At 50.9% G+C, this 16366-nt stretch carries 11 protein-coding genes, 1 tRNA gene and 1 rRNA gene; 8 read left to right on the forward strand and 5 right to left on the reverse strand.

Annotated features, from left to right (window positions below; all coding sequences use genetic code 11):
- Positions 1 to 131: 131 nt before the first annotated feature.
- A tRNA-Glu gene (locus HV037_RS22140) sits at positions 132 to 207 on the reverse strand.
- 85 nt (positions 208 to 292) lie between these two features.
- A 16S ribosomal RNA gene (locus HV037_RS22145) occupies positions 293 to 1834 on the reverse strand.
- Between the two features lie 597 nt (positions 1835 to 2431).
- On the opposite strand from HV037_RS22145, the gene HV037_RS22150 reads away from it, so the two are divergent.
- The 6 genes from HV037_RS22150 (at position 2432) to HV037_RS22175 (ending at position 9346) form a co-directional block, all read left to right on the forward strand.
- Entirely contained in the window at positions 2432 to 4063 is a 1632-nt protein-coding gene (locus HV037_RS22150) for a sensor histidine kinase (protein ID WP_103284306.1), read from the forward strand.
- Complete coding sequence (dcuR, locus tag HV037_RS22155; protein WP_016155419.1) at positions 4060 to 4779, forward strand: two-component system response regulator DcuR; 720 nt, start codon at positions 4060 to 4062, stop codon at positions 4777 to 4779. The genes HV037_RS22150 and dcuR overlap by 4 nt, the downstream gene beginning before the upstream one ends.
- 297 nt (positions 4780 to 5076) lie before the next feature.
- Positions 5077 to 5379: a hypothetical protein gene (locus tag HV037_RS22160; RefSeq protein ID WP_131341598.1), complete on the forward strand. Its 303-nt coding sequence runs from the start codon at positions 5077 to 5079 to the stop codon at positions 5377 to 5379.
- Between the two features lie 118 nt (positions 5380 to 5497).
- Entirely contained in the window at positions 5498 to 6838 is a 1341-nt protein-coding gene (gene dcuB / locus HV037_RS22165; RefSeq protein ID WP_003031873.1) for an anaerobic C4-dicarboxylate transporter DcuB, read from the forward strand.
- 96 nt (positions 6839 to 6934) lie between these two features.
- Entirely contained in the window at positions 6935 to 8581 is a 1647-nt protein-coding gene (gene fumA, locus HV037_RS22170; RefSeq protein ID WP_016155418.1) for a class I fumarate hydratase FumA, read from the forward strand.
- A 147-nt stretch (positions 8582 to 8728) separates the two neighbouring features.
- Complete coding sequence (locus HV037_RS22175; RefSeq protein WP_019077832.1) at positions 8729 to 9346, forward strand: DUF2238 domain-containing protein; 618 nt, start codon at positions 8729 to 8731, stop codon at positions 9344 to 9346.
- A gap of 26 nt (positions 9347 to 9372) precedes the next feature.
- Here the strand turns inward: HV037_RS22175 and HV037_RS22180 are convergent, their stop codons facing one another.
- From HV037_RS22180 to melA, 3 genes are all read right to left on the reverse strand, one after another.
- Positions 9373 to 9627: a SemiSWEET transporter gene (locus HV037_RS22180; protein ID WP_016155416.1), complete on the reverse strand. Its 255-nt coding sequence runs from the start codon at positions 9625 to 9627 to the stop codon at positions 9373 to 9375.
- 2 nt (positions 9628 to 9629) lie between these two features.
- The gene (gene melB, locus HV037_RS22185; RefSeq protein WP_053389820.1) at positions 9630 to 11060 is read right to left on the reverse strand and encodes a melibiose:sodium transporter MelB; all 1431 of its coding nucleotides are present in this window, start codon (positions 11058 to 11060) and stop codon (positions 9630 to 9632) included.
- Positions 11061 to 11152: 92 nt separating this feature from the next.
- Positions 11153 to 12508 (reverse strand): alpha-galactosidase, encoded by a 1356-nt coding sequence (gene melA / locus HV037_RS22190; RefSeq protein WP_103284307.1) that lies wholly within the window; start codon positions 12506 to 12508, stop codon positions 11153 to 11155.
- Between the two features lie 269 nt (positions 12509 to 12777).
- Here melA and melR point away from each other — a divergent pair, with 269 nt between their 5' ends.
- A complete protein-coding gene (melR, locus tag HV037_RS22195; RefSeq protein WP_047499581.1) occupies positions 12778 to 13710 on the forward strand; it encodes a transcriptional regulator MelR in 933 nt (310 codons plus the stop codon).
- A 277-nt stretch (positions 13711 to 13987) separates the two neighbouring features.
- Positions 13988 to 16255 carry an arginine decarboxylase gene (gene adiA / locus HV037_RS22200; protein WP_016155412.1) on the forward strand — a complete coding sequence of 756 codons (2268 nt, stop codon included), beginning with the start codon at positions 13988 to 13990 and terminating at the stop codon, positions 16253 to 16255.
- Positions 16256 to 16366 lie beyond the last annotated feature (111 nt).

Raw genomic sequence — 16366 nt, forward strand, 5'->3', positions numbered from 1 at the left:
GAAATGAAACAGTGTGTCGTTTCAATTTTCAGCTTGATCCAGATTTTTAAAGAGCAAATATCTCAAACAAGACTCGAAAGTCTGTTTTGAGATACTTCGGTCGGCGACTTTCACTCACACATACCAGCAAGTGGCGTCCCCTAGGGGATTCGAACCCCTGTTACCGCCGTGAAAGGGCGGTGTCCTGGGCCTCTAGACGAAGGGGACACTGAAGTCTCAATCGCAAGACGCCTTGCTATTTACTTTTCATCAGACAATCTGTGTGAGCACTACAAAGAACGTTTCTTTAAGGTAAGGAGGTGATCCAACCGCAGGTTCCCCTACGGTTACCTTGTTACGACTTCACCCCAGTCATGAATCACAAAGTGGTAAGCGCCCTCCCGAAGGTTAAGCTACCTACTTCTTTTGCAACCCACTCCCATGGTGTGACGGGCGGTGTGTACAAGGCCCGGGAACGTATTCACCGTGGCATTCTGATCCACGATTACTAGCGATTCCGACTTCATGGAGTCGAGTTGCAGACTCCAATCCGGACTACGACATACTTTATGAGGTCCGCTTGCTCTCGCGAGGTCGCTTCTCTTTGTATATGCCATTGTAGCACGTGTGTAGCCCTACTCGTAAGGGCCATGATGACTTGACGTCATCCCCACCTTCCTCCAGTTTATCACTGGCAGTCTCCTTTGAGTTCCCGGCCGGACCGCTGGCAACAAAGGATAAGGGTTGCGCTCGTTGCGGGACTTAACCCAACATTTCACAACACGAGCTGACGACAGCCATGCAGCACCTGTCTCAGAGTTCCCGAAGGCACGTTCGCATCTCTGCAAACTTCTCTGGATGTCAAGAGTAGGTAAGGTTCTTCGCGTTGCATCGAATTAAACCACATGCTCCACCGCTTGTGCGGGCCCCCGTCAATTCATTTGAGTTTTAACCTTGCGGCCGTACTCCCCAGGCGGTCGACTTAACGCGTTAGCTCCGGAAGCCACGCCTCAAGGGCACAACCTCCAAGTCGACATCGTTTACGGCGTGGACTACCAGGGTATCTAATCCTGTTTGCTCCCCACGCTTTCGCACCTGAGCGTCAGTCTTTGTCCAGGGGGCCGCCTTCGCCACCGGTATTCCTCCAGATCTCTACGCATTTCACCGCTACACCTGGAATTCTACCCCCCTCTACAAGACTCTAGCCTGCCAGTTTCGGATGCAGTTCCCAGGTTGAGCCCGGGGATTTCACATCCGACTTGACAGACCGCCTGCGTGCGCTTTACGCCCAGTAATTCCGATTAACGCTTGCACCCTCCGTATTACCGCGGCTGCTGGCACGGAGTTAGCCGGTGCTTCTTCTGCGAGTAACGTCAATTGCTGCAGTTATTAACCACAACACCTTCCTCCTCGCTGAAAGTACTTTACAACCCGAAGGCCTTCTTCATACACGCGGCATGGCTGCATCAGGCTTGCGCCCATTGTGCAATATTCCCCACTGCTGCCTCCCGTAGGAGTCTGGACCGTGTCTCAGTTCCAGTGTGGCTGGTCATCCTCTCAGACCAGCTAGGGATCGTCGCCTAGGTGAGCCGTTACCCCACCTACTAGCTAATCCCATCTGGGCACATCCGATGGCAAGAGGCCCGAAGGTCCCCCTCTTTGGTCTTGCGACGTTATGCGGTATTAGCTACCGTTTCCAGTAGTTATCCCCCTCCATCGGGCAGTTTCCCAGACATTACTCACCCGTCCGCCACTCGTCACCCAAGGAGCAAGCTCCTCTGTGCTACCGTTCGACTTGCATGTGTTAGGCCTGCCGCCAGCGTTCAATCTGAGCCATGATCAAACTCTTCAATTTAAGTTTGATGCTCGTGAATTAAACTTCGTAATGAATTACGTGTTCACTCAGAGACTTGGTATTCATTTTTCGTCTTGCGACGTTAAGAATCCGTATCTTCGAGTGCCCACACAGATTGTCTGATAAATTGTTAAAGAGCAGTTGCGACGCGCTTTAGCGCTCTGTCGCGAGGTGGCGTATATTACGCTTTCCTCTTTCAGAGTCAACCCTCATTTTCAGGTTTTTCTCTTCAACCGAACCGGCTGTTTGTGTGAAGTGATTCACATCTGCCGTGTCGATGGAGGCGCATTATAGGGAGTTTCCCGCGGCCCGCAACCCTTAAATTGCAGAAAAATGACTGACCGCTGCATTCCACAGCAAAACCCCGCCTTATACCCATTTACACACAGAGTTATCCACAATCGTAAGCAAAATAGTGGTCAGCCTCCCTGAAAGAAGTGAAAGCAGATAAGGAAATCTCTATATAAAAAGAGACTCGCTCTACGCAATATATAGAAGAAAAGCACAGGCAGCCCATGCCCCATCATCCCTACCACCTTTGAATTACGCATCCCATCAGGCGATAATACCCATACAAACCGTGATTCCAGGACCGTGATGAGACACTCTCTGCAACGTACTGCTATACGCAAACGCCCAATGAAGCTCGGCACTACCGTGATCCTCATGGTCAGTGCGGTACTCTTCTCCGTACTGCTTGTCGTTCATCTGATTTATTTCTCGCAAATCAGCAACATGACGCGCGATGCATTAGCAGGTAAAGCGCTTGCGGTCGCACGAACGCTGGCAAACTCCCCGGAGATCCGCCAGGGGCTAATGAAAAAGCCCGAGGAAAGCGGTATTCAGGCGATTGCCCAGGCGGTGAATAAGAGCAACGATTTTTTGTTCATCGTCGTCACCGATATGCAAAGCATTCGTTACTCCCATCCCGAAGCGCAGCGAATCGGTCAGCCGTTTAAAGGCGATGACATTTTGCTGGCCCTGCAAGGGAAAGAGAATGTCGCCATTAATCGCGGATTTCTGGCGCAAGCCCTGCGCGTATTTACCCCTATTTATGACAAGCATCACCGGCAGATAGGCGTCGTGTCGATCGGCCTTGAGCTAAGCAGGGTGACTGAGCAGATCAATAACAGCCGTGGCAGCATCTTTTGGTCCATCTTATTTGGCGTGCTGGTTGGGTTGCTTGGCACATGGGTATTTGTCAAAGTCCTCAAGCGTATTCTGTTTGGTCTGGAGCCTTATGAAATCTCCAATCTGTTCGAACAACGCCAGGCGATGCTGCACTCTATAAAGGAAGGCGTCATTGCCGTTGACGAGTGCGGTGAAGTGACGCTGATAAACCAGGCGGCACAAGAGCTGCTGGATTACCACAAATCGCAAGACGATGCCCAGCTCTCCACGCTCAGCCACGCATGGTCAAAAGTGGTCGATTTTTCACAGGTACTGCATGACGGAACGCCGCGTCGCGATGAAGAGATCATGGTGAAGGATCGGCTACTCTTAATTAACACGGTTCCGGTACTCAGCAACGGTAAAATCATCGGGGCCATTTCAACATTCAGAGATAAGACTGAAGTCCGAAAATTAATGCAACGACTGGACGGCATGGTCAACTATGCCGACGCACTTCGTGAACGATCCCACGAATTCATGAATAAATTGCACGTGATTCTGGGATTATTGCATCTGAAAAGTTATAAGCAGCTTGAAAATTACATCCTGAAGACCGCAAACAGTTATCAGGAAGAGATTGGCTCACTGTTAGGAAAAATAAAATCCCCGGTGATCGCAGGATTTTTACTCAGTAAGATTAATCGCACATCTGATTTAGGCCATAGCCTGGTGATCAGCAATGAAAGCCAGTTGCCGGAAAACAGCAACGAAGATCAGGTGGCTGTGCTGATTACCGTTCTGGGGAATTTAATTGAAAACGCCCTGGAGGCGCTAGGTCAAGAACCTGGTGGCGAGATCAGCGTATCCTTGCATTATCGACACGGCTGGTTGCATTGCGAAGTGAATGACGATGGTCCGGGGATTGCTCCCGAACACATTGAGCACATCTTTGAGAAAGGCGTTTCGTCAAAAGGAACCGAACGGGGCGTTGGTTTAGCGCTTGTTAAACAACAGGTTGAAAACGTTGGCGGCAATATTTCCGTCGAGTCTGAACCTGGGATCTTCACCCAATTTTTTGTACAGTTACCGTGGAATGGTGAGAGGGCCAGCAGATGATCAATGTCTTAATTGTCGATGACGATGCAATGGTAGCGGAATTAAACCGCCGTTATGTCGCGCAACTCTCCGGTTTTCATTGCTGCGGCACAGCCTCCACGCTGGAGAAAGCAAAAGAGATAATCTTTCATAGCGGTAATCATATCGATTTGATTTTGCTTGATATTTATATGCAAAAAGAAAACGGTCTGGATCTGTTGCCTGTATTGCACAGCGAAGGTTGCAAGTGTGATGTTATTGTCATCTCTTCCGCCGCTGACGCGACCACCATCAAAGACTCTCTCCACTATGGTGTCGTTGACTACCTGATCAAACCGTTCCAGGCGTCCCGTTTTGAAGAGGCGCTGACCGGCTGGCTACAGAAGAAAACCGAGATGGAAAAGCATCAGTACTATGAACAGTCTGAGCTTGACCAGTTGATTCACGGCAGCTCCTCCAATGAACAGGAAGCGCGGCGCTTACCTAAAGGATTAACGCCACAAACGTTACGCACGCTGTGCCAGTGGATTGATGAGCATCAGGATCAGGAATTCTCCACCGATGAACTGGCCAACGAGGTCAATATCTCGCGCGTTTCTTGCCGTAAATATCTTATCTGGCTCGTCAATTGTCACATCCTATTTACCAGCATCCATTATGGCGTAACCGGTAGACCGGTTTATCGTTACCGCGTTCAGGCTGAACATTACTCATTACTAAAACAATATTGCCAATAAAAACAATTTGGGATTATTTGTTATTTGAAAGTAACAATTATTAAAATAATGAAAAATCCCTTCTTTTCTGAATCATGCTGCAGAATTATAAATTTGCGTTAGATCAAATATATTTGTATCCAGCATGTTAAATGTATTATTTTAATATTGATTAACGTCACACTGTTTTTAATTTCAAAATCGCTAACAAAAGTTAATTAAGTATTATCTGTCTCGCAGAGTGTGTATTTTTACCCATAAAGGATTAGTCTGAAATTAACCAGACATACAAAATCTAGACTGGTAGCAATGGAGACCATGCTACGTACCATGGACACCGTACATTTTTGTGAGCAAATAAAAGTATCCGCACGCCAACCTCATCACATTATGAAATGGCGTGAGCGTGATCACACAAATAACCTACTCACCCATTCTGTCGGTGGTTCACGAAATAGCGGAAAACGCAAAACAGATAAATTACAGCGTCAACCGCAGCTCTCCATGTCCAGCTCTGCTTCCCATCGCCTGAGGATTCTCTCCTCTGATCAAAGCCACAGAAAAAAGCTAAATATCGCCATAACGTTAAAAAAACATTCTAGCAAGACATTTGAACATTAATCGCAAATACGGACATATCGAATACTGACCATTTTTTGATGCCTATTCCGGCAAAAAAGAATGTGGCACAGATCCATTTTTCAAAAAATTGACTGGTTTTTTCGCGAGGGTAAATAAAATGTTATTTAGTATACAACTTCTTATAATATTAATATGTTTGTTTTATGGTGCCAGAAAGGGCGGTATCGCGCTGGGTTTATTAGGCGGTATCGGCCTGGTCATTCTGGTTTTCGTTTTCCATCTCCAGCCGGGTAAACCACCTGTAGATGTAATGCTGGTTATTATTGCCGTGGTGGCCGCATCGGCAACCTTGCAAGCCTCCGGCGGCCTTGACGTTATGCTGCAAATCGCTGAAAAGCTGCTGCGCCGTAACCCAAAATACGTTTCCATCGTCGCCCCGTTCGTTACCTGCACCCTGACGATTCTCTGCGGTACAGGCCACGTGGTCTACACCATCCTGCCAATCATTTATGACGTTGCCATTAAGAACAATATTCGCCCGGAACGTCCGATGGCGGCGAGTTCTATCGGTGCGCAGATGGGGATTATCGCCAGCCCGGTGTCCGTGGCCGTTGTATCACTGGTCGCAATGCTGGGTAACGTAACGTTTGAAGGCAAGCATCTTGAATTCCTCGACCTGCTCAGCATCACTATCCCGTCTACCCTGTTGGGTATCCTGGCGATCGGTATCTTCAGTTGGTTCCGCGGTAAAGATCTGGATAAAGATGAAGAGTTCCAGAAGTTTATTTCCGTCCCTGAAAACCACAACTACGTTTATGGCGATACCGCCACACTGTTAGACAAAAAGCTGCCGAAAAGCAACTGGCTGGCCATGTGGATCTTCCTTGCCGCTATCGCCGTTGTTGCCGTGCTCGGCGCGTTCTCTGAGCTGCGCCCTACCTTCAGCGGCAAACCGCTGTCAATGGTACTGGTTATCCAGATGTTCATGCTGCTGACCGGTGCGCTGATTATTATCCTGACGAAGACCAATCCCGCTTCAATATCTAAAAACGAAGTCTTCCGTTCCGGTATGATCGCGATTGTGGCGGTGTACGGTATTGCCTGGATGGCCGAAACAATGTTCGGCGCGCACATGACGGAAATCGAAGGTGTGCTGGGCAATATGGTGAAAGAGTATCCGTGGGCCTATGCAATTGTTCTGCTGTTGGTTTCCAAATTTGTAAACTCCCAGGCTGCGGCGCTGGCGGCGATTGTTCCGGTCGCACTGGCAATTGGGGTTGATCCAGCGTACATCGTTGCTTCCGCTCCGGCATGTTACGGTTACTACATTCTGCCGACTTACCCGAGCGATCTGGCGGCTATTCAGTTTGACCGTTCCGGCACCACCCACATTGGCCGTTTCGTTATCAACCACAGCTTCATTCTACCTGGGTTGATCGGCGTGAGCGTATCCTGTGTCTTTGGTTGGATCTTCGCCGCAATGTACGGTTTCCTGTAATTACAGTGCGCGTGCCGTCCGCTTTGGAACGGCACGCCACCGTCAAGACACAGAGAATTTTAAAATTCCTGAGAAAAATGAAAAGGCTGGAAGCAAATGTCAAAAGTTGAATTCACTTATCAGGCGGCTTTCCCACTGGGGGAAGACAAAACTGAGTACTACCTGCTGACCTCCGATCACGTCAGCGTCGGCGAGTTTGAAGGCGAAACAATCCTGAAAGTAGCCCCTGAAGCACTTACGCTACTGGCCCAACAAGCCTTCCACGATGCCTCCTTCATGCTCCGCCCTGAACACCAACAGCAAGTCGCCTCAATTCTCCATGATCCCGAAGCCAGCGAAAACGATAAATACGTAGCGCTGCAGTTCCTGAGAAACTCCGAAATCGCTGCTAAAGGCGTATTGCCAACCTGCCAGGACACCGGTACGGCAATTATCATGGGTAAAAAAGGTCAGCGCGTCTGGACCGGTGGCGGCGACGAAGCGGCACTCTCCAAGGGCGTATTTAATACCTATATTGAAGATAACCTGCGCTACTCGCAAAACGCAGCGCTGGATATGTACAAAGAAGTGAATACCGGCACCAACCTGCCCGCACAAATCGACCTGTACAGCGTGGATGGTGACGAATACAAATTCCTGTGCGTGGCCAAAGGCGGCGGTTCAGCGAACAAAACCTATCTGTATCAGGAAACCAAAGCGCTGCTCACCCCCGGCAAACTGAAAAACTTCCTGGTTGAGAAAATGCGCACGCTGGGTACCGCAGCATGCCCGCCGTACCACATTGCATTCGTCATTGGCGGCACGTCAGCGGAAAGCACCCTGAAAACGGTGAAGCTGGCCAGCACACACTACTATGACGCACTGCCGACTGAAGGTAATGCGCACGGCCAGGCGTTCCGCGATCTGCAACTGGAACAGGAACTGCTGGAAGAAGCGCAGAAACTCGGCCTCGGCGCCCAGTTTGGCGGGAAATACTTCGCGCACGATATCCGCGTGATCCGCCTGCCTCGCCACGGCGCATCCTGCCCGGTTGGTATGGGTGTGTCTTGCTCCGCAGACCGTAACATCAAGGCCAAGATTAACCGCGAAGGGATCTGGATCGAAAAACTGGAACATAACCCAGCCCAGTACATTCCGGAGTCGCTGCGCCAGGCAGGCGAAGGAGAAGTGGTTAAAGTTGACCTTAACCGCCCAATGAAAGAGATCCTCGCTCAGCTCTCTCAGTATCCGGTTTCTACCCGTCTGTCGCTGAGCGGCACCATCATTGTCGGTCGCGATATTGCCCACGCGAAGCTAAAAGAACGTATTGAGTCCGGCGAAGGTCTGCCGCAGTACGTGAAAGATCACCCTATCTACTACGCGGGCCCGGCCAAAACACCTGCGGGTTATCCGTCCGGCTCTTTAGGGCCAACCACTGCGGGTCGTATGGACTCCTATGTTGACCTGTTACAGTCTCACGGCGGCAGCATGATCATGCTGGCAAAAGGTAACCGTAGCCAGCAGGTGACAGACGCCTGCCATAAACACGGCGGCTTCTATTTAGGTAGCATTGGTGGCCCGGCAGCGGTACTTGCGCAGCAGAGTATTAAACATCTGGAATGCGTGGAATACCCTGAGCTGGGTATGGAAGCTATCTGGAAAATCGAAGTCGAAGATTTCCCGGCTTTCATTCTGGTCGATGACAAAGGCAACGATTTCTTCCAGCAAATCGTCAGCAAACAATGCGCTAACTGCGCGAAGTAACCCATTCGGCCCGGCACTGGACTGACAACAGATTTTTGGCGTCAGTCCAGTGATCCCCCCGGGCCAACTTTATCCCCCCATTTACTGGCGTTGAATTTTTGCCGCTCACAGGGAATAGTAACCTTTTCCATTACTTGTGAATTCGCCATGCTCCGCACACTGAACTCCACAATCTTGCACTCTGGCGCGCTGCTCCTGGCGCTAATACTTATCTACACCGGTATCTCAGCCACAGAGAAAATCACCTGGCTGATGGAAGTTACGCCGGTCATTATTGTCGTCCCACTGTTGCTGGCGACCGTGAAGCGCTACCCGCTGACGCCATTGCTCTACACGCTCATTTTCTTGCACGCCATCATTCTGATGGTCGGCGGTATGTATACCTACGCTAAAGTCCCTGTCGGTTTTCAGGTTCAGGAGTGGCTGGATCTCAGTCGTAACCCCTATGACAAGCTGGGTCACTTCTTCCAGGGTCTGGTGCCCGCCCTGACGGCAAGAGAGATTTTAGTGCGCGGTAATATAGTTCGTGGCCGCAAAATGCTGGCATTTTTGGTCTGCTGCGTGGCGCTGGCGATTAGCGCGATGTATGAGCTGATCGAATGGTGGGCGGCGCTGGCGATGGGTCAGGGAGCGGATGATTTTCTCGGGACGCAGGGCGACCCGTGGGATACCCAGTCGGATATGTTCTGCGCCCTGCTCGGTGCGCTAACCACGGTGCTCGTGTTGGCGGGCTGGCACAACAGACAGTTAAAAACTGCCGGATAGCGCTGACGCTTATCCGGCAATCAGCCCTACCCATTGCGAGACTTGATAACCAGAATCGGCAAGGCGAACAGGAGTGTCAGAAAGTTCGCCATGCTGACGGCAGTATCTTCAATCAATAATCCATAAATCAGCCACAACACCAGCCCACACACAAACATTACATACATTAAACCGGAGATACCCTGCGTGTTGCGGGTGGTAATGACCTTAATCGCTTGCGGTAAGAATGAGAGCGTCGTCAGGCTAGCCGCCAAATACCCAATCCACGAATGCCATTCCATAGCTACGCCTTCACATCACCTGGGGTGACTATCGCAATAGCAGGGATATCCGGTTGCTCATGGTGCTGCGGCACCTTACGGTACTTATCCAACAAATGAATCTGGACCCTGCGCAGCGTGTCGCCGTTCAGTCGGTAAAAGCGGAAGTAAAGGACTAAGGTCACCACAAAAAAGAGTGCTGGTAGCGCGATCATAATGAATTGCATACCAACAATGGTTTCTGCAGACTGCGCGACATTCGGCGCGTAATTAATCACCCCAAGTATCACTGCGATAAAGAAAGCGGCAAACGCTGACCCTCCTTTTACCACCATCGTCTGCACTGAATAAGCGATACTTTCACAACGTACATTCAGTTTGTATTCGCCGTAATCAACGGTATCCGCCACCATAATGACCTGCAACACCCAGAAAAGCGCTGAACCAATATTCAGTAAAATACCAGCAATAACAATGAGTAAGATATTATGGAAACCGGCTAACGCCATCACCAGCAAAACGATACAGCTGAGCACCGGCAGCACGGATGCCCCAGCCCACAGGATCCGTCGTGACAACGCTTTTACCAATCGAGGAAAGAAAATCAGCGTCAGCAGGTTTGCCGCTCCTGCGTAAGACATGTAGTACGGGAAGAGGCTTGCATCGCCAATCACATAAGTAAAATAGTAAATGGCAAAGCCTGCAATGATATTGGCGGCAATATTGTAAGCCAGCGCCATGCCTAGCAGGCAGGATAACTGGTCGTTTTTATAGATGAGCCCAACGATCGCTTTCAGCCCAAGACGACTGCTGTCCGCCGTTGCCTCACTATCTGACGAATAAACCTCATGCACATTACGCAGCGTAACAACGGTAGAAACGATAAAGAATGCAATCAGCACCAGCGTAAACATCTGGAAACCAAAGCCGCGATCGGCCCCGCCAACATAGCTCACAAAGGGTAGCGTTACCCCCGCGGTGACAAACCCAGCAAGGCTTGCGAAGAAACGAGGGAACGGCACCAGTTGTTCACGCTCGCGTTTATCCAGCGTAATAGTTGGTACCAGCGACCAGAATGGAATATCCATAATGGTGTAGGTCATTCCCCATAATATATACGTCACGCAGACAAATACGACTTGCGCAGTACCCTCAAACAAATGTGCGCTAAAAAGCAAAAAAAGCACCAATGAGTTCGCCAGCGTACCAAGTAAGATCCAGGGTTTAAATTTTCCCCACCGCGACCGGGTGGCGTTCACAATCCAGCCCATGATGGGATCGTTTACCGCATCCCAGACCCTTGCCGCCAGGAACAACGTTCCGACCAGCCCCACCGATAATCCCACCACGTCGGTGTAGTAATACATCAGGTACATGTACACAATACCGATGGCGAAATCCTTACCAAACGCTCCAAATCCGTAACTGAGTTTTGTTTTCAGAGAGATGCTCATAGGGTATCGGGTCGCCGTTACCAGCGCCCGCCTTCTGTTAGAGGAAACGTCAGAGGTTAAACGCCGGATGCTCTGCCCGGCGTAATGGTGTGTTAACGGTGTAACCAGGCCGGCAGCCAGTCGCCATGAGACGCGATCAGGTCGTCCACCAGCGCATAAATCTCCTCAATCCCCAATACCGCGGCGGTATGCGGATCCATCATCACCGCGTGATAAACGCGATCGCGATTTTCCGTCAGAATGGCTTCCGTTAGCAGGGTCTGAACATTGATATTGGTTTGCATCATGGCCGCCAAATGTGACGGGAGAGTACCCACCTTCGTTGGCTGGATACCATTCGCATCGACCAGGCAAGCCACCTCCACGCAACAGCCTTGCGGCAGGTTATCGATCAGATGGTCATTGCGAACGTTGCCATACACTACGCTCGGTTCACCGGTCCAGATAGCGTTCATGATAGTGCTGGCATATTCACGTGACGGTTTAATCTCGATCCGCGCCGCCGTTTTGTACTCTTCCAGCTCTTTGTTCCAGTTCGCCAGCTGTTCCACACAGCGTTTTGGATACTCATCCAGTGGAACCTTATAGCGCTCAATCAGATCCTCACGCCCTGGTTTGATAAACCACGGCGTATATTCCGCGAAATGCTCCGACGACTCAGTGACGAAATAGCCCAGCTTTTTGAACATTTCATAGCGCACAATGTTCTGACAACGGGTATTACCGTGAAGATTCGGTTTCGGCGCCTGACCAGATTCATAGGCCGCCAGCAGCTCCGGATAGAGATTTACATAAGCACCGTCAGCCGTTTTACGCTCAAGTTCCAGATAAAACGCCATATGGTTGATCCCGGCGCAGCGATAGCGCAAAGAGGCCGGGTCGATATTCAAATCGCGGGCCAGCTCCTCCGCAGTCCCTTGCACCGAGTGACACAATCCAACCTGCTTAATATGCGGATAGCGCGCATACATTGCCCAGGTGTTCATCGCCATCGGGTTAACGTAGTTAAGCATGGTGGCCTGCGGGCAGACTTCGGTCATATCCTCACAAATCTGCCATAAATGCGGGATAGTGCGCAGCGCGCGCATAATGCCGCCTGGCCCCAGCGTATCGGCAATCGTCTGCTCCAGACCATGACGTTTACACACCGCAAAATCGGTGACGGTACAGGGTTCATAACCACCAATCTGGAAAGCGACCACCACAAAATCAGCATCCTGTAATGCCGCTTTTTGATCGGTATAGCAGGTGATACGCCCGGACGCGCCCGCTGAGTCCATCAACTTACGCACCACAATGTGTGACTCTTCCAGCCGAGTAGGATTGACGTCCATCAAGGCGATATGCGCAGATTTCAGCGCATCACGATGAAAGACGTCCCCGAGGATATTTTTGACGAAAATCGTGGAACCGGCGCCGATAAAGGTAATTTTGGGTGCAGACATCATGACTCTCCAGAACATTAGTGAACACAGTCATGGTGGCACAGCGCATAGATGAAAACTTCCGACTTCCCTGGCGAGCATTCCCATAAACTCAGATCGCCTCTTTGCCCCATACTGGATCTGAGTTTATGGGACAAAATTGCACAAAAAGCAGAGTATGCGGCCCCAAAATCTCACTATGCTCAATGATATCGGTCCGATTTGTGTCCTGATTCTCAGCCTTAATGCGCAGCAAATGACATGATTCTGATAATTCAGGAAATGGAGCAAGCATGAGTACATTACCGACATCGCCTCTTCCCCCCGATCCGCACATGTGCAGCAGCGATGAAGAGCAAACCCGCAGCCCATTGTCGCTGTACTCAGAATATCAACGGATGGATATTGAGCTGCGCTCACCGCATGCTATGCCTGCCAGCCACTGGCATGGGCAGGTGGAGATTAATGTGCCGTTTGATGGCGACGTTGAGTACCTCATCAACAACGAAGTGGTGCAGATAAAACAGGGACACATTACGCTTTTCTGGGCCTGTACGCCGCATCAGCTCACGCGTCCGGGCCGTTGCCAAAGCATGGCTATCTTCAATTTACCGATGCACCTTTTCCTTTCCTGGCCGCTGGATCGCGAACTGATCAACCACGTTACCCATGGCATGGTCATCAAATCGCTGGCATCGCAGCAGCTAAGTACCTTTGAAGTTCAGCGCTGGCAACAGGAGCTGAGCAACCCGAACGAGCAAATTCGCCAGCTCGCCATTGATGAAATTGGTCTGATGCTCAAGCGGTTTAGCCTTTCCGGCTGGCAGCCAATCCTGGTCAATAAAACTTCGCGGACGCACAAAAACAGCGTTTCGCGGCACGCCCAGTTTTACGTAAGCCAGATGCTGAGTTTTATTGCCGATAACTACGATCAGGTGCTCACTATCAACGACGTCGCGGAACACGTGAAGCTCAACGCTAACTACGCGATGGGGATTTTCCAGCGCGTGATGCAACTCACCATGAAGCAGTACATCACCGCAATGCGGATCAATCACGTCCGCGCATTGCTTAGCGATACCGATAAAACCATTCTTGACGTCGCGTTGACCGCCGGATTCCGATCCAGCAGCCGTTTTTATGACACCTTCAGCAAGTTTGTCGGCATGTCGCCGCAGCAGTACCGCAAACTGAGCCAGCAGCGCCGGCAAACAATGGCTGGCTGAGCAGCCAGAAACCACCGGCGTTACCCCGGCCTACGATCCCTATCGTTCGCCGATATCAGTATCAGCCAAAAAAATATTCCCCCTGTCGATAAACAGCGGTGAAAAATCGCCAATAAGCAAACATAACCATTTGTTTAAAAACAAATTAAACACAAATCAGACTATTTATCACCCGCTTTACAGCCCATTTTGTCAGGATAATACTTGCCTGCGTCACATTCATACGGTGTGTCTGCAATCCATAAATTGCAACCTTTCCACAACCGGGTAAAAGATGATGAAAGTATTAATTGTTGAAAGTGAGTTTCTGCATCAGGACACCTGGGTCGGTAGCGCTGTCGAACGTCTGGCTGACGCATTAAGCCGCCAAAATGTTACCGTCATTAAGTCCACCTCATTCGACGATGGTTACGCAATCCTCGCCGCTAATGAAGCCATTGATTGCCTGATGTTCAGCTATCAAATGGAACAACAAGACGAGCACCTGAACGTCAGGCAATTGATCGGCAAGCTCCACGAGCGCCAGCAAAACGTTCCCGTTTTCCTGCTGGGCGATCGCGAAAAAGCCACCGCATCGCTGGATCGCGACCTGCTGGAGCTTGTCGATGAATTCGCCTGGATTATGGAAGATACCGCAGACTTTATCGCCGGACGTGCCGTTGCGGCGATGACCCGTTACCGCCAGCAGCTTCTGCCGCCACTGTTCAGCGCGCTGATGAAGTACGGCGACATCCATGAATACTCCTGGGCGGCGCCTGGTCACCAGGGCGGTGTCGGATTTACCAAAACGCCGGCGGGTCGTTTTTACCATGATTACTACGGTGAAAACTTATTCCGTAGCGACATGGGTATTGAACGCGCATCGCTCGGCTCACTGCTGGATCATACCGGCGCATTTGGCGAGAGCGAAAAATATGCCGCCCGCGTGTTTGGCGCTGACCGCTCCTGGTCCGTAGTGGTCGGGACTTCCGGCTCTAACCGCACCATCATGCAGGCTTGTATGACCGACAACGACGTCGTGGTGCTGGATCGTAACTGCCACAAATCTATCGAGCAGGGGTTGATCCTCACCGGCGCAAAACCGGTGTACATGGTGCCAAGTCGCAACCGGTACGGCATTATCGGCCCTATCTACCCGCAAGAAATGCAACCTGAAACATTGCAGAAAAAAATCAGCGAAAGCCCGCTGACCAAGGGCAAGGCCGGGCAAAAACCGTCTTACAGCGTTGTGACCAACTGTACTTATGACGGTGTTTGCTACAACGCCAAAGAGGCCCAGGACCTGCTCGCGCAAACCAGCGATCGCATCCACTTCGATGAGGCCTGGTACGGCTATGCCCGCTTTAACCCAATTTATGCCGATCACTACGCTATGCGTGGCGCGCCGGGCGATCATAACGGTCCTACCGTTTTTGCGACCCACTCGACCCACAAACTGCTGAACGCGCTCTCTCAGGCGTCTTACATTCACGTCCGTGAAGGTCGTGGGGCCGTGAACTTCTCCCGCTTTAACCAGGCGTACATGATGCACGCCACCACCTCTCCGCTGTATGCCATCTGCGCATCAAACGACGTGGCGGTCTCCATGATGGACGGCAACAGCGGTCTGTCGCTCACTCAGGAAGTGATCGACGAAGCGGTCGATTTCCGTCAGGCTATGGCGCGTTTGTACAAAGAATTTTCCGCCGAAGGCGACTGGTTCTTCAAACCGTGGAACAAAGAAGTGGTAACTGACCCGCAAACCGGCAAAACCTATGACTTTGCCGATGCGCCAACTCAACTCCTGACCACTGACCAGAACTGCTGGGTGATGCGTCCGGGTGAATCCTGGCACGGGTTTAAAGACCTGCCGGATAACTGGAGCATGCTGGACCCAATCAAAGTCAGTATTCTGGCGCCGGGGATGGGCGATGATGGCGAACTGGAAGAGAGCGGCGTACCGGCAGCGCTGGTCACCGCCTGGCTTGGCCGCCACGGTATCGTGCCGACCCGTACCACCGATTTCCAGATTATGTTCCTGTTCTCAATGGGGATTACCCGTGGGAAATGGGGCACGCTGATCAATACCCTGTGCTCATTCAAACACCATTACGATGCCAATACACCGCTGGCGCAGGTGATGCCAGAACTGGTTGAGGAACATCCTGACACTTACGCCAACATGGGCATTCACGATCTGGGCGACACCATGTTTGCCTGGCTGAAAGAGAATAACCCTGGCAGCCGACTCAACGCGGCCTACTCCGGCCTGCCCGTTGCTGAAATCACCCCGCGTGAAGCCTATAACGCGATAGTCAGCGATAACGTTGAGATGGTGGCCATTGAAAATCTGCCGGGTCGTATAGCTGCGAATTCCGTGATTCCTTACCCACCGGGAATTCCAATGCTGCTGTCCGGGGAAAACTTTGGCGACGCCAATAGCCCGCAGATTAGTTATCTACGTTCGTTGCAGTCCTGGGACCACCACTTCCCTGGATTTGAACATGAAACCGAAGGAACGGAAATTATTGACGGTGTATATCACGTCATGTGCGTGAAAGCATAATGTCATTTTATAGATAGTCCGATTTTTAAGGTAGACATGTCATGCTTGAGTAATTCCTGAGTATTGCTGCAAAACAATAACATTGTCATACCTTTTTGCGCGGGACCACCC

The sequence above is a fragment of the Citrobacter sp. RHBSTW-00017 genome (genome assembly GCF_013797615.1).
GTDB classification, from domain to species: Bacteria; Pseudomonadota; Gammaproteobacteria; order Enterobacterales; family Enterobacteriaceae; genus Citrobacter; species Citrobacter braakii.

What these genes read in the sequence shown, in the direction of transcription:
- HV037_RS22150 (WP_103284306.1), top strand. Translation starts at nt 2,432, where the DNA reads ATGAGACACTCTCTGCAACGTACTGCTATACGCAAACGCCCAATGAAG.
- dcuR (WP_016155419.1), top strand. Translation starts at nt 4,060, where the DNA reads ATGATCAATGTCTTAATTGTCGATGACGATGCAATGGTAGCGGAATTA.
- HV037_RS22160 (WP_131341598.1), top strand. Translation starts at nt 5,077, where the DNA reads ATGCTACGTACCATGGACACCGTACATTTTTGTGAGCAAATAAAAGTA.
- dcuB (WP_003031873.1), top strand. Translation starts at nt 5,498, where the DNA reads ATGTTATTTAGTATACAACTTCTTATAATATTAATATGTTTGTTTTAT.
- fumA (WP_016155418.1), top strand. Translation starts at nt 6,935, where the DNA reads ATGTCAAAAGTTGAATTCACTTATCAGGCGGCTTTCCCACTGGGGGAA.
- HV037_RS22175 (WP_019077832.1), top strand. Translation starts at nt 8,729, where the DNA reads ATGCTCCGCACACTGAACTCCACAATCTTGCACTCTGGCGCGCTGCTC.
- HV037_RS22180 (WP_016155416.1), bottom strand. Translation starts at nt 9,627, where the DNA reads ATGGAATGGCATTCGTGGATTGGGTATTTGGCGGCTAGCCTGACGACG.
- melB (WP_053389820.1), bottom strand. Translation starts at nt 11,060, where the DNA reads ATGAGCATCTCTCTGAAAACAAAACTCAGTTACGGATTTGGAGCGTTT.
- melA (WP_103284307.1), bottom strand. Translation starts at nt 12,508, where the DNA reads ATGATGTCTGCACCCAAAATTACCTTTATCGGCGCCGGTTCCACGATT.
- melR (WP_047499581.1), top strand. Translation starts at nt 12,778, where the DNA reads ATGAGTACATTACCGACATCGCCTCTTCCCCCCGATCCGCACATGTGC.
- adiA (WP_016155412.1), top strand. Translation starts at nt 13,988, where the DNA reads ATGAAAGTATTAATTGTTGAAAGTGAGTTTCTGCATCAGGACACCTGG.